At 74.3% G+C, this 19,094-nt stretch carries 13 protein-coding genes; 7 read left to right on the top strand and 6 right to left on the bottom strand.

The window, feature by feature from the left end:
* Window positions 1–8: 8 nt before the first annotated feature.
* The 4 genes from ABZ990_RS23720 to ABZ990_RS23705 form a co-directional block, all read right to left on the bottom strand.
* Window positions 9–2,633, bottom strand: a complete 2,625-nt coding sequence (locus ABZ990_RS23720; protein ID WP_361234964.1) for a glycoside hydrolase family 65 protein — start codon at window positions 2,631–2,633, stop codon at window positions 9–11.
* Window positions 2,630–3,538 carry an HAD-IA family hydrolase gene (locus ABZ990_RS23715; protein WP_361234961.1) on the bottom strand — a complete coding sequence of 303 codons (909 nt, stop codon included), beginning with the start codon at window positions 3,536–3,538 and terminating at the stop codon, window positions 2,630–2,632. Before ABZ990_RS23715 ends, ABZ990_RS23720 begins: the two co-directional genes overlap by 4 nt.
* The gene (locus ABZ990_RS23710; protein ID WP_361234958.1) at window positions 3,535–4,692 is read right to left on the bottom strand and encodes a zinc-dependent alcohol dehydrogenase family protein; all 1,158 of its coding nucleotides are present in this window, start codon (window positions 4,690–4,692) and stop codon (window positions 3,535–3,537) included. Before ABZ990_RS23710 ends, ABZ990_RS23715 begins: the two co-directional genes overlap by 4 nt.
* A 228-nt stretch (window positions 4,693–4,920) precedes the next feature.
* The gene (locus ABZ990_RS23705; protein ID WP_361234955.1) at window positions 4,921–5,586 is read right to left on the bottom strand and encodes a class I SAM-dependent methyltransferase; all 666 of its coding nucleotides are present in this window, start codon (window positions 5,584–5,586) and stop codon (window positions 4,921–4,923) included.
* 213 nt (window positions 5,587–5,799) lie between these two features.
* Between ABZ990_RS23705 and ABZ990_RS23700 the strand changes: the two genes are divergently transcribed.
* A complete protein-coding gene (locus ABZ990_RS23700) occupies window positions 5,800–6,303 on the top strand; it encodes an N-acetyltransferase (RefSeq protein WP_361234952.1) in 504 nt (167 codons plus the stop codon).
* Between the two features lie 87 nt (window positions 6,304–6,390).
* Here the strand turns inward: ABZ990_RS23700 and ABZ990_RS23695 are convergent, their stop codons facing one another.
* A complete protein-coding gene (locus tag ABZ990_RS23695) occupies window positions 6,391–7,068 on the bottom strand; it encodes a metalloregulator ArsR/SmtB family transcription factor (protein WP_361234949.1) in 678 nt (225 codons plus the stop codon).
* Window positions 7,069–7,163: 95 nt separating this feature from the next.
* Between ABZ990_RS23695 and ABZ990_RS23690 the strand changes: the two genes are divergently transcribed.
* On the top strand, window positions 7,164–8,516 hold the full coding sequence (locus tag ABZ990_RS23690) for an MFS transporter (RefSeq protein WP_361234946.1): 1,353 nt from the start codon (window positions 7,164–7,166) through the stop codon (window positions 8,514–8,516).
* A gap of 128 nt (window positions 8,517–8,644) precedes the next feature.
* Here the strand turns inward: ABZ990_RS23690 and ABZ990_RS23685 are convergent, their stop codons facing one another.
* Complete coding sequence (locus ABZ990_RS23685) at window positions 8,645–9,580, bottom strand: hypothetical protein (protein ID WP_361234943.1); 936 nt, start codon at window positions 9,578–9,580, stop codon at window positions 8,645–8,647.
* A gap of 216 nt (window positions 9,581–9,796) precedes the next feature.
* On the opposite strand from ABZ990_RS23685, the gene ABZ990_RS23680 reads away from it, so the two are divergent.
* The 5 genes from ABZ990_RS23680 (at window position 9,797) to ABZ990_RS23660 (ending at window position 19,069) form a co-directional block, all read left to right on the top strand.
* On the top strand, window positions 9,797–9,967 hold the full coding sequence (locus ABZ990_RS23680) for a thiazolylpeptide-type bacteriocin (RefSeq protein ID WP_361234940.1): 171 nt from the start codon (window positions 9,797–9,799) through the stop codon (window positions 9,965–9,967).
* Window positions 9,968–10,404: 437 nt separating this feature from the next.
* Complete coding sequence (locus tag ABZ990_RS23675; protein WP_361234937.1) at window positions 10,405–12,516, top strand: BTAD domain-containing putative transcriptional regulator; 2,112 nt, start codon at window positions 10,405–10,407, stop codon at window positions 12,514–12,516.
* Window positions 12,517–13,006: 490 nt separating this feature from the next.
* Complete coding sequence (locus ABZ990_RS23670; protein ID WP_361234934.1) at window positions 13,007–15,295, top strand: TOMM precursor leader peptide-binding protein; 2,289 nt, start codon at window positions 13,007–13,009, stop codon at window positions 15,293–15,295.
* Window positions 15,285–17,231: a TOMM precursor leader peptide-binding protein gene (locus ABZ990_RS23665; RefSeq protein WP_361234931.1), complete on the top strand. Its 1,947-nt coding sequence runs from the start codon at window positions 15,285–15,287 to the stop codon at window positions 17,229–17,231. Before ABZ990_RS23670 ends, ABZ990_RS23665 begins: the two co-directional genes overlap by 11 nt.
* Window positions 17,232–17,392: 161 nt before the next feature.
* Window positions 17,393–19,069 (top strand): nitroreductase family protein, encoded by a 1,677-nt coding sequence (locus ABZ990_RS23660; protein WP_361234928.1) that lies wholly within the window; start codon window positions 17,393–17,395, stop codon window positions 19,067–19,069.
* The last annotated feature ends 25 nt before the right edge of the window (window positions 19,070–19,094 follow it).

The raw sequence follows: 19,094 nt of genomic DNA, 5'->3' as shown, positions 1-19,094 counted from the left end.
AGCAGCCGTCAGAGGCGGAACCACCTCTCCTCCCCCGGCTCGACGGTGAAGCGCCGCTCCCCGGGGAGGACGACGGTCAGCGCGCCCGGCGGCGAGGCGGGCACCCGGACGGCGAGGCGGCCCGGCAGGACGCGCAGGCGGATGCCCCGGTGGCTCCGGAAGCCGACGGTGAAGGTGAAGCGGGGGATCTCGGCCAGCGGGACCGGGGCGATCCGCAGGCCCTCCGAGCCCGCCTCCAGTCCGGTGATGCCACGTTCGACCAGGTCCACCGTGCCGGCCATGGCGCCCAGGTGGATGCCCTCTCCGGTGGTGCCGCCCTGGATGTCGGCCACGTCGGCGAGCAGCGCCTCCTCGCAGTGGCGCCAGGCGTCGGCGCCCTGCTGCCGGGCCAGGATCCAGCCGTGTACGAGGCTGCTGAGCGTCGATCCGTGGCTGGTGCGGCGCAGGTAGTAGGCGACGGTGGCGCGCCAGGTCTCGTCGTCAAGCCGGTAGCCGAGCCGGTCGAACAGGCCGGACAGGTGCTCGGGCCGGAAGAGATAGCCGAGCATGAGGGTGTCGGCCTGTTTCGACGCCTGGTAGCGGTTGACCGAGTCGCCCTCGGCCTCCAGGATCCGGTCGAGCCGGCGGATGTCCCCGTACCGTTCCTCGTAGCCGGGCCAGTCCAGGTCGGCCAGCTCCCCGTACCCCTCGAACTGGCTCACCACACCCTGATGGAAGGGCACATGCAGACGGCGGGAGACGTCCTCCCAGTGCTCGATCGCGGTCGCGTCGAGCGCCAGCAGTTCGCGGAGTTCACCGCCCCGGGCGGGGGGCAGCCGGTCGAGGAGGTCGAGGCCGCGGGCCAGCACCCAGGCGGCGGTCACATTGGTGTAGGCGTTGTCGTCGATGCCGGGGGCCGTGGCGTCCGGATAGGCGTCGTGGTACTCGTCGGGGCCGACGACCCCCCGGATCCGGTAGCGCCGCAGAGCGGGGTCGTAGCGGGCGGCCCCGGCCCAGAACCGGGCGATCTCCAGCAGGGTCTCGGCCCCGGGCCCGTACAGGAAATCGAGGTCACCGGTGGTCCTGGCGTACCTCCATACGTTGTACGCGATGGCCGAGCCGACATGGCGCTGGAGCCGGGAGTGGTCGGGCAGCCAGCGGCCCGAACGCGGGTTGAGGTGCAGCTGCTGGGTCTCCTCGCGGCCCGAACTCGCGCTCTGCCAGGGGTACATGGCGCCGGTCTGGCCCGCCTCGCGCGCCGCCTCGCGGGCGGCGGGCAGTCGGCGGTGGCGGTAGAGGAGCAGTGAGCGGGCCACTTCGGGGAAGTGGAGGTCGAGGTACGGCAGGATGAAGAGTTCGTCCCAGAAGACGTGCCCCCGGTACGCCTCGCCGTGCAGTCCGCGCGCGGGCACGCCGACGTCCAGTTCGGCCGTGTGCGGGGACAGCGTCTGGAGCAGGTGGAACAGATGCAGGCGCAGGATGCGGCCCGCTTCGCCGGGGACGCGCAGATCGCCGCGCTCCCACAGCCGCCGCCAGGCCGCGTGGTGACCGGCGAGCAGCCCGGGGAAGGCGGGGGCGCGGGTGACCGCGTCGAGGGCGGCGTCCAGGACGGCATCGGGAGAAGCCGCGAGCGGGGCGGTCGCGGGCGCCGTCGCGGGCGGCCGGTCGGGGGCGCTGTGCAGGGCGAGGGTCTTGACGACGCTCGCGGAGCGGTGGGGGCCGATCGGCAGCCGGTACGTCTGGACGGTGCCGGTGTTCGTGGCCGACCGTTCGGCGGGGCGCGCGGGGCGGGTGACCGTGCGGACGGCGGGGACGAGCCGGGTGCCGGGATCCGTCGTACGACAGGTGAGCCAGGCGACGCCGCCCGGGGCGAACCCGGCACGATGGCCGGTGAGATGACGGCCTTCGAGGTTCCGGTAGCGCTCGATGCCCGCGTTGGTCACCGCGCCGTCGAGGACGGACTGGACTTCGACGGTGCCGCTCCAGCCGTAGGCGTGGAAGACGGTGCGCTGGGCGGCGAGCCCCGCGTCCCCCATGTGTACGAGCCGGGTGTGGACGACGCGCAGGCCGCGTCCGTGGTCGTCCTCGAAGAGCAGGTGCCGGGTGAGCACTCCACCGCGCAGGTCCAGCCGTACCTCGTAGTGCCGCAGCTCCTCGGAGTCGGGGGTCAGCCAGTCGCCGGGCGGTCCGTCGACGGGCAGCCGGCGGTAGCGCAGCAGCGTCCAGTTCGGGAGGTTGACGAGATCCTCGTTCTCGACTTCGCGGCCCGCGACGAGCGAGGTGCGCCGGTCGTAGCAGCCGGCGAGGTAGGTACCCGGGTAGTGGACGGGGCCGGCCGGGCACTCGGGGGCGGAACCGCGGGTGGCGAACCGGCCGTTGCCGAGGGTGCAGAGCGCCTCGACGAGCTGCTCGCGTTCGGGTACATAGGAGGTGTAGGTCCAGGTCCAGCCGGTGACCGTGCGCGGGGTGCGGGCGGTACGGCGGGCCCGCGCCGCCCAGGGGGTGGGGGCGGACCGGGCGGACCGGGCGGCGCGCGCGGGCCGGGCGGTGCTCGTCCGGGGCGCCCGGGATGTACGGAGTGTGCGGGGCGTCCGGGGCGTCTGCCGCGCCTGGGGCGTCCGGAGCGTTCGGCGCGCCTTGCGGGTGCCGGTCATACGATCTCCCCCCAGACCCGCCCGACCAGTGTCATGAGGTCCGGGACGACCAGGTCGGCGCCCCCGGAGCGCAGGGCGGCGGCACCGTGTCCGTCGGGCGTGCGGTCGACACCGGCGACGAGGCCGAAGCCGCCTCGATGCCCGGCCCGGACTCCGGCGAGGGCGTCCTCGACGACGGCGGTGTCGCCGGGACCGGGACCGAGCAGACCGGCGGCGTGCAGGAAGAGCGCGGGGTCCGGTTTTCCGGCGAGGCCGAGCCGTGTGGAGTCCTCGCCGTCGACGATGGTGGCGAGCAGCGGGGTGAGTCCGGTGGCCCGGAGCAGCGCCCTCGCATGGCGGGAGGCCGACACGGCGGCGCAGGGGATCCGCAGGGCGAGCAGATGGGCGAGCGCCTCCGCCGCGTCCGTGAAGGCGGCGAGCGGCGCGGCGGCAAGGGCGTCCTGGAAGGCGGCCTCCTTCCGGGCGGCGACGGCCCAGATCGTGTCGTGGCCGGGCGGGTCATCGGGCCGTCCGGCCGGCAGACGGATACCGCGGGCGGTCAGGAACGCCTCGGCTCCGTCGAACCGGGACTTGCCGTCGACGTACTGGCGGTAGTCGGCGTCCGCGTCGAACGGCGCCCAGGCGGCGGGGCCGGGAGGGGCGGGAGGGGTAGAGGGCGGAGCGAACCCGGCGGGGCCGGGTGACGGTGCCCCGGACGGCCCGGGCGCCTCGGCAGCCCCGTACCCCTCGTGCACCTCGGGTGTCCCGGATGTCTCCCGCGCCTCGCCGGGCGCCGTCTCGGCGAGGAAGGCGTCGAACGCCGTCTTCCACGCCGACGCGTGCACGACGGCGGAGTCGAGCAGGACGCCGTCGGTGTCGAAGACCACCGCGCGCGGCGGCGCGGGGCTCGCGGATGCGCCGCTCATCCGGCGACCGGCCCGCTGCCGCTGCCGCCGCTACTGCCATTGCTGCCGTTGCCGGTGCTGCCGGTGCTGCCGGTGCTGCCGGTGCTGCCGGCGGAGACCTCGACCGCCGTGTGCTGCGGGCCGCCGAGGGCGACCTTGAGGGCGCCGGTCTCGGCCGCCCGGCCGAACACGTCGTACGCCTCCTCCATCTGCCCGAGTTCGAAGCGGTGGGTGATCAGCCGCTCCGCAGGCAGCCGGCCGGCCGCGAGCATGCGCAGCAGCATGGGGGTGGAGAACGTGTCGACGAGACCGGTCGTGATCGTGACGTCCTTGATCCACAGGTCTTCGAGGTGGAGGGTCACGGGTTCGCCGTGCACACCGATGTTGGCGACCCGGCCCGCCGGCCGGACCATCCGCGTACACGTCTCGAAGGCATCGGGCACGCCCACCGCCTCCATGACGACATCGGCGCCGAGGCCGTCCGTCAGATCGGCGACGAGCTGTTCGGGGCCTTCCGCGACGCTCACGGTCGCGTCGGCGCCGAGTTCGCGGGCGACGGCGAGCCGGGACGGATCGAGGTCGACGGCGATGATCCGGCCGGGGCTGTAGAGGCGGGCCGTGGCGATCGCGGCGAGGCCGACGGGGCCCGCGCCGACAATGACGACCGTGTCGGCCGGCCGGACCTCCCCCGCGAGGACGCCGACCTCGTAGGAGGTGGGGAAGATGTCCGCGAGCAGGACGGCGTCATGGCTGTCGACGGCGCTCGGCAGGGGATGCAGGGACAGATCCGCGAACGGCACCCGGACGTACTCCGCCTGGGTCCCGTCGATGGTGTGGCCGAGGATCCAGCCTCCCCCGCCGAGACACTGGCCGTAGCGGCTCTCCCGGCAGAATCGGCAGCGGCCGCAGGGCGAGATACAGGAGACCAGGACGCGGTCCCCGGGGCGTACGGTGCGCGCGTCCCGGCCGGTCTCGACGACCGTGCCGACGGCCTCGTGACCGAGTACCCGGCCGGGGGTCGTCTCCGGTACGTCCCCCTTGAGGATGTGCAGGTCGGTGCCGCAGATGGTGACGACGTCGACTCTTACGACCGCGTCGCCGGGATCCTGGATCTCCGGATCGGGCACGTCCTGCCAGGACAGACGGCCCGGCCCCTGGAAGACGGCTGCCTTCATGACGCCCACCACGTCCTTCCGTACGCCCGCCCGGGCGTCCGTTCGGATATTCGTTCGGATGTCCGCTTCGGCGGCGGCCCCTTCCAGGGTTTTCGTTCCTGCGGGTGCCCGCAACCGGGGCGGCGGATCACCCCGCATCCGTCCCGGGGAACGGGACGGGCCGCCCGGGGTACGGCGAGGGGGCGGCCGGTTCGGGCGCGGGCTCGCGCGCCCGGTGGCACCGTGCCGTCACACCTCCGTGCGGGGCGCGCCGCCTCGGACGGCGGTGCCCAGGATGTGGGCGGCGGCGGGGAGCGGGATCCGGGAGGCGGGGAAGTCGAAGCGGTCGACGGCGGCGAGGGTGAAGCCGGCGGCGGCGATGGCCGCCTCGGTGTCGCGGCCCGTGTGGCATCCGCCCACCAGCGGGGGCCAGATGGTGGCGTCGAGGACCCGCTGCACCCGGCGCATCCCGGGGGTCCGGGCCCGGACGTGTTCGAGGAAGCGGAGCTGTCCGCCGGGGCGCAGGACGCGGTGGAGTTCGGTGAGAGCGGCGTGCGGGTCGGACACCGAGCAGAGCGTGAGGCAGGCCACGGCCGCGTCGAAGGAGCTGTCCGGGAAGGGGAGCCGCTCGGCGCGGGCGGCCTGGGTCTCCACCGGTACGGTGACGCCGCGGGCCTGCTCCACGGCCCGGGCGCGCAGCGTCGGTTCCGGCTCGACGGCGACGACCCGGGTGACCTCGGCCGGATAGTGGGGGAAGTTGAGGCCGTTGCCCGCACCGATCTCGACGACGTCGCCGCTCAGCCCGGCCAGCAGCCGGGCGCGGTGCTCGCCCATCCCGGCCCGCTCCAGCGCGGGGCCGGCGAACCCGGCGTACACGCGGGCGAAGACCGGATGGGGCCTGGTCGGTTGCGTCATCGAAGCCTCCCTGATGCCGATGCCGGTGCCGGTGCGGGTGCCGGTTCCTCAGCCTAGGCCGCCGGGGGCCCGGGAGAGGGAGGCGCGGGCCGGACAGCTTGACGATGGCGTCCGTCCGGCGGCTCGCGCGGACCCGAAATCCCGGGCGCTCGGCCGTCCCGCGCCCGATACTGGCGGCTTGCCGAAGGCGAGACGGAGGGGGAGGTCGGAAAGATGGACATCACGTGGGGGCTGACGGTTCGCGATCTGGTGCACGCGGATCTCGCGTCGTGCGGGTGGGCCGGGTCGGCCGTCCATCTGGACGGTGTCGCCCGGCAGCTGGAGCGGGCCCGGGGCGGCGCGGTCGACTACCTGGCCGTATGCGGCACGACGGGCGTCGTCCTGGCGAAGGGCGGTGTCGACTACGAGGCCACGCCGGGCGCCGGCACCCTGTGGCAGCTGGCCGTGCGTCCCGCCGTACAGTCGCGCGGCATCGGCACGTTCCTCGTCGGAGCCGCCGAGGCGCGGATCAGGGATCGCGGTCTGCTCCGCGCCGAGCTGTCCGTCGAGGAGTCCAACCCCCGGGCCCGCGCCCTGTACGAACGGCTGGGGTACGTCGCGTACGACCGCCGGCCGGACGGCTGGGACGTCCAGGCGCCCGACGGGTCGATCCGCCGCCACGAAACGGTCTGCGTGGTGCTGTGGAAGGACCTGGCCCGGCGGCCGTCCGAGGGGTGACGGCGGCCTGAGAGCCGGACCCCGGGGCGGCGCCCTCGAATGACCCGTCGCCCCCTCGCGTGCCGCCGGGCCGCCGGACCGCCCCCGTCAGGCGGTCTCGCCCTCGCGGACAGGGTGTTCGGCGAGGCGCCATTCGAGCATGCCGTCGTTGAGGCGGACGGCCCGCCGGCCCAGGCCCGTGAGCAGCCGCACGGCGTCGTAGGCGAGCGCGCAGAACTCGCCCCGGCAGTAGACGACGACCTCGGTCTCCTCGGGCAGCTCGCCGAGGCGGCCGGCCAGCTCGCCGACGGGGATGGAGAGCGCGCCGGGGATGTGCCCGGCGAGGTACTCCTCCGCCGGGCGTACGTCGAGGACGACGGTGCCGCCGTCGGCGAGGCGGGCCAGCAGTTCCTCGTGGCCCACCTCGGCGGCTCCGTCCTCGCCGAGGTAGGCGGAGCGGGCGACGGGGACCGCGGCCTGGTGGCGGTCGGCGACCTGGCGCAGAAGGGCGAACAGCCGGGCGACGTCGTCACCGGCGAGCCGGTAGTGGATGCGGACGCCTTCGCGGCGGGTGGCGACGAAGCCGGCCTGCTTGAGTGTCTGCAGATGGGCCGAGGCGGTGGTCAGGTTGAGCCCGGCGGCCTTGGCGAGGGCGTCGACGGTGCGCTCGCCCTGGGCCAGGAGATCGAGCAGTTCCAGGCGCTTTCCGCTGGCCAGAGCCTTGCCGCTGGCCGCGAATGCCTCGTAGAGAGCGGCCTTGCCGCCGCCGGTGGTGGCTTCCCGCATTGCTTCCTCCAAATATCTATGGATTACTGTAACTGAAGCCCGGCGGTGATGCTCCCCGTCCGGTACCCCGTCCAGGAGACCCAAGGACACCGCCCGTGAAGACCACCCCCGCCTCCGCCCCGCCCCCGGCACCCGGCCTCTCGGCCGCCCCCTCGGCCGTTCCCTCGACCACCCCCGCGACCGAGCCCGCGCCGCCCGTCGACCGCTCGGGCCGCCCGGTGCGGCTCGGCCTGCGGGAGAACTGGCTCCAGTTCACCCTGCTCGTCGTCGTCAACATGGCGGTCGGCGGTCTGGTGGGCCTCGAACGGACCACCGTCCCCCTGATCGGCAGCGAGACCTTCGGCCTCACCAGCGGTCTCGCCGTCTTCTCGTTCATCATCGCCTTCGGCCTCACCAAGGCCTTCACCAACCTCGCGGCCGGCGCGCTGACCGCCCGGTTCCGCCGCAAGCAGCTGCTCGTGACCGGCTGGCTGATCGGCGTACCGGTGCCGTTCCTGCTCGCGTACGCGCCGTCCTGGAACTGGATCATCGCGGCGAACGTCCTGCTCGGCCTCAACCAGGGACTCACCTGGTCGATGACCGTCAACATGAAGATCGACCTGGTCGGCCCGTCCCGCCGGGGCCTGGCCACCGGTCTGAACGAGGCCGCCGGATACACCTCCGTCGGCGTGACCGCCCTGGTCACCGGCTACCTCGCCACCGGCTACGGGCTGCGGCCTGTCCCGGAGCTCATCGGCGCCGTCTTCGTCGTCGCCGGACTCGCGCTCGCCCTCGTCGTCCGCGACACCTCCGCCCATGTCGCCCTGGAGCTGGCCCGGCACCCGAAGCCGCTGCCGGAGGGCGAGCGGACCGGGCTCGGGGCCACGTTCATCCGTACGTCCTGGCGCGACCGCTCGCTGCGCGGCGCCAGCCAGGCCGGACTGATCAACAACCTCAACGACGGTCTGACCTGGGGCGTCTTCCCGCTTCTGTTCACCGACCGAGGGCTGGGACTGGTCGCCGTCGGTCTGATCAAGGGCCTCTACCCGATCCTGTGGGGCCTCGGGCAGATCCCGACCGGGCACCTCTCCGACCGCTTCGGCCGCAAGCCGCTCATCGTCACCGGCATGCTCGTCCAGGCCGGCGGCTTCGTCCTCGCCCTCGCCCTGCTCGATCACCCCCTGCTCGCGGGGGTGCTGTCCGCCGTCGCCCTCGGCCTCGGCACCGCCATGGTCTACCCGGCGCTCATCGCCTCGATCTCCGACCATGCCCACCCCGCGTGGCGTGCCAACGCCCTTGGTACGTACCGCTTCTGGCGCGATATCGGTTACGCGGCCGGCGCCCTGGTCGCCGGCGTCCTCGCCGACCTCCTCGGGCTGAACGCCACGATCGTCGCCGCCGCGGTCCTGACCGCGGGCTCCGGCCTGCTTGCGGCCCGCTGGATCACCGAGCACCGCGCGACGGCCTGACGCGCACCGACGCGGACCGCCGCCGCCGCGGGAAGGGGCCTTTCCGGGGCGGCGGCGCCCGGGGAGCCGTACCCCAGAAAGCCCAGAAAGCCCGGGGCACCCCGGACACCCGGGGCGCGGCTCCCGGCTCATGCCGGCGGCCACCGCCCGTCGCTCACCCCGTGCGCGATCCGGAGCCACCGCTCCTGGCCGCCCTCCAGCGGCCAGGCCCAGCTGGGCCGCCGGGCCGTGTCCAGTTCCCGCAGGTCACGGGCGAGCAGCGGCCCGAGCAGGGCGGCGCCGTCGGGGACCGCGGCGCCGTGGCGGACCCGCAGCTCCGCGAAGCGCGCCATCTCGGCCTCGTACCTCCCCACCGCTCGTTCGGTGCCCTCGGCCACCTCGTCGCCCGGGGCCGTACGGATCAGCTGAAGCAGCGGGGGCTCGACGGATTCGGCGATCGCGGCGGCGAGACGCGCATGGCCGTCCAGGATCACTCCGCAGTCCAGGCCGCTCACCCACCACATCAGAACGGGCGGGAGCGTCCCGTCCCGGGCCTGCTTGCGGTACGCCTTCACCCGGCCGTCGTCCGCGGCGGGCATCGGGCGCAGCGGAAGGATCTCCCACGAGCTGTTGTGGACGAACCAGTCGATGTATCCGTCCGGGTCGCCCTCGACGAGCAGGGAGTCCAGGTACTCCCCCCACGGCAGGCGGGCGTCGTTCCCGCGCAGCAGCGGGTTCCGGTTCGTGAGCAGCCAGCGGCCCTCGTGCAGCGGGCCGCCCGGCGAGTCGAGCAGATACGGGGCGAGGCGGTGCGCCCAGCGGTCCGGGCGGCCGGCCAGGGTCCGCGCCGCCTGGGCGCGCAGCGGCGGTACGACGGAGCGGTAGGCGCCCGTACGCCGGAATTGCACCCCGCAGCCGTCGCGGTCCACGGTGGCGAGCAGCACCGGCTCCGTCTCCTGGGCGAGCAGCAGCCGCCGTTCGGCGGCGAACAGGCGAAGACCGGGCCGGGCCGGTGACCGCACCTCCAGGGACAGACCCGTCCAGTTTCCGTCGTCCTCGGTGATATCGGTGCGTGCGTGTCCCATGCCGCAACCGTAGCCAGGGCCTGGGACAGGCGGGCGGAATATTCACCTCCACCGCTCCCACCAGGGCTTTCGCCCTCCGCAGCGGTCCGCTGGCACCGCGTGTCAGCGAAGTGCCAGCGGAACACGTGCCGAACGGTGAGCGCGTGCCGCTGGAATGGTTCCGCACCGGCGACCTCGGGAGCCGGGAAACGATCCATCGAGACCTTGGGAGACACCATGGACAAGGAACTGAGCACCCTCGCGGACGAGATCCTCAAGCTGGAGGCCGAGACCTTCGAGATCTCCGACTACTCGGAGGCCAGCGAGGTCGTGCTCGCCGGCTGCACGAGCACCAGCTCCACCTCGACCTCCAGCTCCACCTGCAGCACCACCTCCTGCTCCGCCTGACCCGACGGTCGGCGTAGCCGAGCCCGTCCGACCCCTTCCTTTTCAAGGAAGCGGCGCCGGACGGGCCTTTGGTGTGCCCTCAGACAAACGGAATGAAGTCTTCCGCAACGCCAGGGAAACGTTCCGTCGCCACCGGCCCACCGCCGGATGACGCCCGCCGCCGGCCCGGGGTCCAAAACCGGCCACCGCCCCCGTGAGGTGCGCGAACACCCCGCGTGACGAGCTGTCAAGACGCCGCTGACAAGCCGCCATTCACCTGCGCGGACCCCCTTGACCAGGAATCTACGCCAGTAGACACTCACCACTGCCACACGACCGAACGGATGAGTGAAGTCCGCTTCACAGAGGCTCCGTCATGCCTGCGCGCTCCCTCCAGGGGTACGCGGCGGTGCGCCGGTCCATACCAGAGGCGTCCGACGGTAGACGAGGGGAACTCAGTGCGCTTCCAGTTGCTCGGTCCGCTCAGCATCACCGACGGACGCGACATGGTCGTCCTGCCGCCGTCCAAGCCGACGTCGCTGCTGGCCGCCTTGCTGGTACGGCCGGGCGAGGTGGTCCCGGTCTCCCGGCTGCGCCAGGCCGTCTGGGGAGAGGAGCAGCCCGCCACCGCGAAGGCGGCGCTGCAGAGCTGTGTCCTGCGGCTGAGACGGCTCTTCGCGAAGTACGACATCGAGGAGCAGTCGGTGGTCGCGGTCGCCGGCGGATATCTCCTCCCCGCCGATCACGACACTCTCGACCTGCTGCACTTCCGCCGTCTCACCGAACAGGCCGACGGCGCGGGCGAGGCCGAACTCCCCCTGCTGCGCACGGCGCTCGGGCTGTGGCGGGGGCCGCTGCTCACCAATGTCCCCTCCGATCTGCTGCACCGCGACGAGGTGCCCCGGCTCGTCGAGGAGCGGCTGCGGGCGGTGGAGCGCGTCTGCGAGATCCAACTGGCGCGCGGACGGGGCCGCGAGGTCCTGGTGGATCTCTGGGAGGCCACCCGGGCCCATCCCCAGCACGAGGGGCTCACCGCCCAGTTGATGCGTGCCCTCTACCGGGTCGGGCGCCAGAACGAGGCGCTGGCCGAGTACCGCAGGATACGTACGCATCTGCGCGACGAGCTCGGCATCGACCCGGGCGCGGAACTCCAGCGGCTGGAGCTGTCCATCCTGCGGGGCGACGCACCGCGCGGACCGGAGATCGAGCCCGCCGCCCGGCTCGCCGTCACCGCCGGGTCCGGCGCGTCGACCGCGTCCAACGCCTCGGCGGAGCCGTCCGTACAGCCGCCCGCGCAGCCGGCCGGCGGCCCCGCCGCCGACCAGCCCTCCACTGTCGCGGACACCCCTGCCGGACGTGCCGGGCACTCCCCCGCCGAAGACCCCGGCACCGAGTGCCTCGCCCCCGCGGGCACCACCGCCCACGGCGAGCCCGCTCCCGGTACGACGGCCGCGTCGACCCCGCCGGCCGGCCGCGCCGCACGGGCCCGCCGGCGTCCGGCGCCCGGGCCCCGGCTGCCGTACGTCCCCGGCTTCACCGGCCGCTCCCGCGAGACGGCCGACCTGGTCGCCCACCTCTCCGGCGCGGCCGGCGGCTCCGACAACGGCACGGACGGGACCGCTCCGCTCCTCGCACTGATCTCCGGCGGTCCGGGCATGGGCAAGACCGCCCTCGCCCTGCACGTCGCGCATCTGGTGGCCGACCGCTACCCCGGGGGCGCGATCGTCCTGCCGATGAGCGGTCCCGACGGCACGGCACGCCCCACCGCCGACGCGGCCGCCGCCCTGCGCGCGCTGCTGCCCTGCGGGGACACGGGGGATAACGGGGACACCGCGAACGCCGAGGGCGCCTCGGAGCCGGAGCCGTGTCTGGTGATCCTCGACGACGTGGTCCACCCCGACCAAGTGCGCGAGCTGCTCGACACGATGAGTCCCGGCGCGGTCGTGGTGACCAGCCGTCTGGGTCTCGCCGCGCTGGTCGCCACGCACTGTCCCATGGTGCTCCAGCTCGGCGCGCTGTCGCCGCGGGAGTCCCGCGCCCTGCTCACCGCCGTGCTCGGCCGGGACCGGGTGGCCGCCGAGGCCGGCGCCGCGCGGACCCTCGCGGAGCTGTGCGGGCATGTCCCGCTCGCGCTGCGGATCGTGGCGGCGCGGCTGCTCACCCGGCCGCGGACCCGGCTCGCCGACTACGCGGAATGGCTCCGGCGCGATCTGCCCGCGCGGCTCGCGCTGCCCGACGACCCCCGGATGTCGGTGCCGCTCGCCCTCGACGGTGCGCTCGGCCGGCTGCCCGCGCCGCTGGCCGACGCGTATCTGCGGCTGGCCCGGCTGCACGGCCGGATCACCGCGCCGGCCACGGCCGGGGCGCTCGCGATCCCCGAGACCGAGGCCGAGGAACTGCTGGAACGGCTGCTCGACCACGGGCTCCTGGAGGACGACCAGCCCGGGACCCTGTGGATGAACGAGCTGTTCCGCGCCCATGCGTTGTACCGGACCGCCCGGAACGGGGACGACGTCCCACGGGCCGTGACCACCCCGGCGAGGCGCGCCTTGCCGTCGGGGGCCACCTGATCGTCCCGGGGCGGCTCCCCTTCCTCTGTACCACCCGAGACGCCTGAACCTCCCGACCACCCGACCCGCTGCCCAACCCTGCCCTCTCGCACTGTGACACTCCGTGCCACCCGGTGCCGCCCCACCCGTTCGCCGCCCACTCGCTTTCCCGCACGCCCGACGCGCCGTCCGACCCCCGTCGCGTCTCCCCGTCACATCCGCATCACGTGCCCCACCGACCCCGCCGAACCCGCCGAACCTCCACTCTCCGAATCTCTCTCCGCGTTCTCTCCTTTCTCTCTTTTTTCTCTATCCGCCCGGTTCCCTCCCGCGCCCGGCTCCACTGTGAGCCCCGCGCACCAGGGGGCGCCGGATTCCCTTCCCCCTTGATTCCCGACCTGCTCAGACCAGTCAGACCAGTTCAGCCCAGCCAGACCTGCTCAGACCAGCTCAGACCTGTTCTCAGATCCACCGCGGCCGACAGGCCCCGAACCGGAGGTGCGACCCCCGCATGTCCACGACGCCTTACGAGGAGACCGCCGGCACCCGGCCCCGGGTGCGCCGCGACGTCCTGTTCACCGAGACGCCCAAGGGCGTGATCTTCCACAACGCCGACGGCGGCTTCCAGTTCAGCTCGCCGAACGCCTACAAGGTCGCCACACTGCTCGTCCCGCACTTCAACGGGCGCAGGACCGTGGCCGAGATCTGCAACGGCTTCGGCGAGCCGCAGAAGGCGATGGTCGGCGGCCTGGTGAAGGCCCTGTACTCGCGCGGCTTCGCCCGGCCCGTACCCGAGCCCGCCGAGCCGGGCGCCGAGGCCGCCCTGGACGAGGCGGTCGCGGAGCGCTTCGCCGAGCAGATCGGCTACCTCGACCACTACGCCGACGGCGCCGAGGGCCGGTTCGCCGCGTTCCGCGGCACCCGGGTCGCCGTGCTCGGCGACGGACCGGTGGCCCGCTGGTGCGCCCAGTCGCTGCTGCGCAACGGCTGCGCCGCCGTCGCGGTCGAGGCCGCGCTGACCGAGAACCCCGCCACGGCGGAGGACTTCGCCGCGCTGCACGCGGAGGCGGCCGAACTCTCCGCTCGGGGCTGCCCGACCGAGGTCGTGGTACTCCCCGGCAACGGGGCGGCCGGCGCGGGCGGTTGGGCCGCGTACGAGGGGTACGACGTGGTGGTGGCCGCGGGCGGCCGCGACGCGCTGCAGACCACGCTCGCCCTGCTCGGCGCGGGAGTTCCGGAGGGCCGGCTGCTGCTGCCCGCCTGGACGTTCGGCGGCCGGGCCGTGGTCGGTCCGGTCAGCGGCGCGGGCTCCCCGGCCTGCGCGGCCTGTGCCGCGCTGCGGCTCGGCGCCACCGGGGACGCGGCCGAGGCGGCCGAGCTGTGGAGCGGTCTCGCGCTGGGCACGACGGCGGCGGCGACGCCGCGCGGCCCGCTCGCCGCGATGCTCGGCAACCTGCTCGGCTACGAGGTGTTCCGCCTGGTCACGGAGGCGCTGCCGGCCGAGACCCGGGGCCGGGTGCTGCTCCAGGACATGGCCTCCTTCGACGTGCTCGCGGAGCGGCTGCTGCCGCACCCGCGCTGCCCGTACTGCGCCACCTCCGCCGCTTCCGCCACCTCCGCCACCGCCCCGGAGCCGGTCGACCTGGCCGAGGCGCCCGCGCGGCCGGTCTTCCGGCCGGTGGTCGCCGCCGCCCCGGACGACGAGGCGACCGAGGGTCCGCTCGCGGAGCTGGACCGGCGCGCGCTCGCGCTGCGCCCGTCCGTCGGTGTCTTCACTCGGTACGCGGACGAGCCGGTCACCCAGACGCCGCTGAAGGTGGGGGCCGTGGAGCTGGGCCTCGGCGCGGCGGGCCGGCGTACCGTCGCCGCCTTCGACGTCCAGCACACGGCGGGCGCCCGGCTGCGGGCCCTGGAGGCGGCGGCCGCGGTGTACGCCGAGCACGTGGTGCCGGCCGTCACTCTGGCCGACGCCCACGACGAGACGGCCGAGGCGCTGCCCCGGGTGGCGCCGGACGCGCTGGTCACGGCCACCGGCGCGGGCGGCGACCCGGTCGCGGCCTGGCTGGCGGCGACCTCGCTGCTGACGAAGGAGACGCACCGGGTGCCCGCAGGGGCCGTGCGGCCGTTCGGTCCGGACAACCAGGACCGCCGGTTCGAGCCGTCGCGGGCCGGTGCCGGTGCGGGCGGCGGACTGCCGGAGGCCGCGGCGGCGGGTCTGCTGTCGGCGCTCGGGTACGACGCGCTGCTGCGGTCGGTGCGCGGTGCGGGAAGCACGGCGGTGCTGGCGCCGGAGCTGTTCGCCGACGCGCCCGAGGTGACGTTCCTGCTGCGCTCCGCCGGGCATCTCGGGTACGCCGTCGACCTGCTGGACCTCGGCGAGGAGGCGCACAGCGGGGTGTCCGTGGTGCTGGCCCGGACCCGGGTGGCGGCCTCGGACGGCGCGGCCGGCGAGGGGGCGTCGCACTGGAGCGTCGGCGCCGCGCTCGGCCGGACGGCCGCCGTCACCGACGCGCTGCGCGACCTGCTCGGTACGGCGCAGCTCGCGGCGGAGGGCGTGCTGGGCACGCCGGACACCGGTGACGCGCTGCTGGTCGACCTGGACCCGTTCCTGGTCGCGGTCACGGCCCCGGCGCCGGGGGACTCCCCCGCCACCGCTCCGGCCTGGTCGGAGGTGCTCGGACGGCTGGCGGCGGCGGGCCGGGACGCGTTCGTGGTCCCCACGCACGGCGCCGATCTGCCGGCCGCCGGGATCCACACCGTGCGCGTGCTGCTGACCAAGGCGGCCGGCGATGACCGCTGACGTGGCATCGGCCCCGGCCACCGGGGCCGCCGCGCCGCGCGCCGAGGCGTGCCGTCGCTTCGCCGACGCGCTCGGGCGGGCCCTCGCGGGCCTGCCCGGCGGGTCCGGTCCCGGGGTTCCAAAACCGGCGGTCTCGGCTCTCGGGGTGGGCGACGCGTTCGCCGCCCCGGCGGCCGGCGCCGGTACCGCGCTGCCCGTGCGGCTGTACGGCCGTCAGGTGATGGTGGGGCCCTGGCCGGTGGCGGGCCGGGCCGGCTGCGCCGGGTGTCTGGAGCGCCGCTGGCAGTCGGTGCGCTCGGTCGGTCTGCGCGAGGGCCTCGAACTGCGGGGCCGGACCCGGGAGGCCGGGCCCTGGCCGTACCACGTACCGTTCGCCGCCGAGGCCGTGGCGGCGCTGATCGCCCGTCTCGCCGCCGCTCCGCCGGACGGCGAAGAGCCGTTCCCGGACGTGTGGTTGGTGGATCTGGAGACGCTGACGGTCCGTCACCATCCTTTGGTGCCCGAGCCGGACTGTCCGTCCTGCGGGACGCCTCGGCCGCTGACGGCCGAGGCGGCCGCGCTCACGCTGGAGCCCGCGCCGAAGTACCGGCCGGGTGTCGCGCGGGTGCGGCACGTGGAGTCGTACGGACTGCGGGTGGACGCGTTCGCCAACCCGCACTGGGGTGCCGTCGGGCCGTCGGTGGTGTGCGACGTGACCTCGCCGACCACCTCGGCCACCATCGGCTGCTTCTCCAGCCGTTCCGGGGAGTATCTGCGCGAGACGTTCTGGGGCGGGCACGCCGACACGTACCGCTCCAGCACCCTGATCGGCGTCCTGGAGGGCCTTGAGCGGTTCGCCGGGATGCGGGCCCGGGGGCGGGCGGTGACGCTGACCGCCTCGCTCGACGCGCTCGGGCCGGACGCCGTCGACCCGCGCGAGACCGGGCTGTACACCGACGAGTTCCACCAGGCCAACCCCTGGGTGCCGCCGTTCACTTCGGACCGCGAGGTGCCGTGGGTGTGGGGCTGGTCGCTACGGGACGGCCGCCCCCGTGCCGTACCGGAGATCCTGGCGTACTACCACAAGCCGGGTATCGAGCACCGGTTCGTTCAGGAGAGCTCCAACGGCTGCGCCTCCGGGGGCAGTCTGGAGGAGGCCGTGCTCAGCGGTCTGATGGAGGTGCTCGAACGGGACGCGTTCCTGCTGGCCTGGCACGGCATGCAGCCGCTGACCGAGATCGACCCGGCGACCAGCTCCGACCCGCTCACCCGGGTCATGGTGGAGCGGATGGCCATGTACGGCTACCGGGCCCGGTTCTTCGACACCCGGATCAGCTTCCCGGTGCCCGTGGTGACCGGCGTCGCCGAGCGGTTCGACGGCGGCACGGCCCGGATGTGCTTCGGCGCCGGGGCCTCCCTCGACCCGGAGGCGGCGCTCGCCGCCGCGCTGTGCGAGATCGCCACGGACTCGGTGCAGTTGCTCCACCGCTTCGAGCGCGACGAGGCCGACTACCGGGCGATGGCGGCCGACTTCACCAAGATCCTCAGTCTGCACGACCATCCGCTGACCTACGCGGTCCCGGAGATGGGCCGGCACGCCGACTTCCTGCTGCGGCGGTCCGATCCGCCGGCGCCGCTCGCCGTGGCCGATCTGGGCTGGGAGCGGGCCGACGGCTCCGGGCCGGACGTACGGGACGATCTGCTCGCCGCGGTCGAGGCCGTCACATCCGCCGGGTTCGACGTGGTCGTGGTCGACCAGACCGCGCCCGAACAGCGGGCTCTCGGGCTGTACACGGTGAAGGTGCTCGTACCCGGGCTGCTGCCGCTCGACTTCGGCTGGACCCGGCAGCGCGCCCGGCACATGCCCCGGATGCGTACCGCGCTGCGCGAGGCGGGGCTGCGGCAGACCGATCTGACCGAGGCCGATCTCAACCCCGGCCCGCATCCGTTCCCGTAACCCGTACGAACGGCCGCCCGGCAGGCCGCTGTTCCGAGGGCCCGGCCGTCCGGGCCCCGGGAGCGTGCCGTCCCGGCCCGCTCGTGTCCGCCGGGCGTTCGTCCGGCCATCCGTCCGCACCACGGCGCGCACGCGCCGAGAACCGAGGAAAGGGGGAGCCCATGGGGTACGCCCATGAGTACGCGCAGGCCATCCTGCATCGCGGCCGCGTCCCGATGGAGCCCACCGACCATGTCGTGAACTGGTCCGACGGCCCGCGCAAGGGCAAGTACTTCCCGGACGCCGAGGCGTTCGCCCTGCCGGACACCGAGGACCTGCCCGACGTCCCGATCGCCCCCGGTCTGCTGCCGGGCACCGAGCGCCCGGATCCGTCGCGGGTCGCGGCGGGCTTCAGCCTGCCGCTGCTGTCGGCGATGCTGAAGGACTCGTACGGTCTGACCAACCGCCGGCTCGGCATCCAGGCCAACACCGACCTGCCCGGCCTGCCCTTCTACACGCACGCGAACTGGTCGCGCGGCACCGCAGGCGGCGGCGGTCTCTACCCGGTGAGCATCCACTGGGCCTCGGGGCCCTCCGGCCCGCTCACCCCCGGTCTGCACTACTACGACCTCAACCGGCACGCCCTCCAGCGGCTGCTGACCGGCGACCTCACCGAGCGGGTGCGGGCCGCCCTCGGCCCGGACGCGCCCGCCGAGGCCCTGGAGGCCGACCAGTATCTGATCCTCGGCGTCAAGTACTGGCAGAACTCGTTCAAGTACAACAGCTTCTGTTTCCACGTGGTCTCCACCGACATCGGCACCCTGACGCAGACCTGGCGGATCTGGGCCGCGGCCCGGGGGCTGCGGATCGCGCCCGCGCTGTGGTTCGACGAGCCCGTCCTGAACGGGATCCTCGGGGTGCCGGGCGAGCAGGAGGCGGTGTTCGCCGTCATTCCGCTGCACTGGGACGGACCGCGCGCCGCGCGCGCCGGAACGGCGGGCACTTCGGGTACTTCGGGTACCGAGGGCACCGCGGACACGTCGGGCCCGTCGGGCACGGACCCGGAGCACCGTCCCGCCGTACGGCACCGGGACGTCGAACGCTCGCGTACGCTGCTGGACTTCACGACGGTACGGGACATGCACGCGGCGACCCTCGCGGGCGCCACCGAGCGTCCCGCGCCGGGCGCGCTGGCCGCCGCCGCGGCCGCCGTGGACGACGGCGGAGGCGAGCGGGTGCCGCTGCCCGCGCCCGTCGCCCCCACCACCGGGACCCGCGAGGCCCTGCGCCGCCGCCGGTCCAGCTTCGGCCGGTTCGACGCGCGGCAGAAGCTGTCCGCGCGGGATCTGTCGACCGTCCTCGCGGCGTGCGCCGCCACCCGACTGGCGGGCGACACCGACCCGGAGGGCGCGGTGCGGCTCGCCCGCGTGCACGTCTTCGTCAACCATGTCGAGGGCATCGCGCCGGGCGCGTACACCTACGACCCGGACCGGGGCGATCTGCGGCTGGTCGAGGCCGGTCCGCAGGGTGTGTTCCTCCAGGACAACTACTTCCTGGCCAACTACAACCTGGAGCAGACGGGCGCGGTCCTGGTGCCGACCGTACGCACCACGGCCGTCCTCGACGCCCTCGGCGACCGGGGCTACCGGCTCGCCATCGGCACCGCCGGAGCCGTCTCGCAGACCTTCTACACGGCGGCCGCCGCCCTGGACGTGGGCGCGGGCGTGGCGCTTGGCTTCGACAACGTGTCGTTCGCCGAGCGCCTCGGGCTCATGGACGGCGACGAGGCTCCGCTGCTCATCATGCCCCTCGGCCACGAACGGCCCGAGCCCGCCGACTTCCACCACGAGATCGCCTGACGGCCTCGGAGCCCCGGAGGACTTC

Origin of the sequence: Streptomyces sp. NPDC046203 (assembly GCF_040646255.1) — a bacterium.
Lineage (GTDB): Bacteria > Actinomycetota > Actinomycetes > Streptomycetales > Streptomycetaceae > Streptomyces.
The sequence above is the reverse complement of the archived record's forward strand: the minus strand, read 5'-3'. Positions and strand labels throughout refer to the sequence as shown.

What these genes read in the sequence shown, in the direction of transcription:
- ABZ990_RS23720 (WP_361234964.1), bottom strand. Translation starts at nt 2,633, where the DNA reads ATGACCGGCACCCGCAAGGCGCGCCGAACGCTCCGGACGCCCCAGGCG.
- ABZ990_RS23715 (WP_361234961.1), bottom strand. Translation starts at nt 3,538, where the DNA reads ATGAGCGGCGCATCCGCGAGCCCCGCGCCGCCGCGCGCGGTGGTCTTC.
- ABZ990_RS23710 (WP_361234958.1), bottom strand. Translation starts at nt 4,692, where the DNA reads ATGAAGGCAGCCGTCTTCCAGGGGCCGGGCCGTCTGTCCTGGCAGGAC.
- ABZ990_RS23705 (WP_361234955.1), bottom strand. Translation starts at nt 5,586, where the DNA reads ATGACGCAACCGACCAGGCCCCATCCGGTCTTCGCCCGCGTGTACGCC.
- ABZ990_RS23700 (WP_361234952.1), top strand. Translation starts at nt 5,800, where the DNA reads ATGGACATCACGTGGGGGCTGACGGTTCGCGATCTGGTGCACGCGGAT.
- ABZ990_RS23695 (WP_361234949.1), bottom strand. Translation starts at nt 7,068, where the DNA reads ATGCGGGAAGCCACCACCGGCGGCGGCAAGGCCGCTCTCTACGAGGCA.
- ABZ990_RS23685 (WP_361234943.1), bottom strand. Translation starts at nt 9,580, where the DNA reads ATGGGACACGCACGCACCGATATCACCGAGGACGACGGAAACTGGACG.
- ABZ990_RS23680 (WP_361234940.1), top strand. Translation starts at nt 9,797, where the DNA reads ATGGACAAGGAACTGAGCACCCTCGCGGACGAGATCCTCAAGCTGGAG.
- ABZ990_RS23670 (WP_361234934.1), top strand. Translation starts at nt 13,007, where the DNA reads ATGTCCACGACGCCTTACGAGGAGACCGCCGGCACCCGGCCCCGGGTG.
- ABZ990_RS23665 (WP_361234931.1), top strand. Translation starts at nt 15,285, where the DNA reads ATGACCGCTGACGTGGCATCGGCCCCGGCCACCGGGGCCGCCGCGCCG.
- ABZ990_RS23660 (WP_361234928.1), top strand. Translation starts at nt 17,393, where the DNA reads ATGGGGTACGCCCATGAGTACGCGCAGGCCATCCTGCATCGCGGCCGC.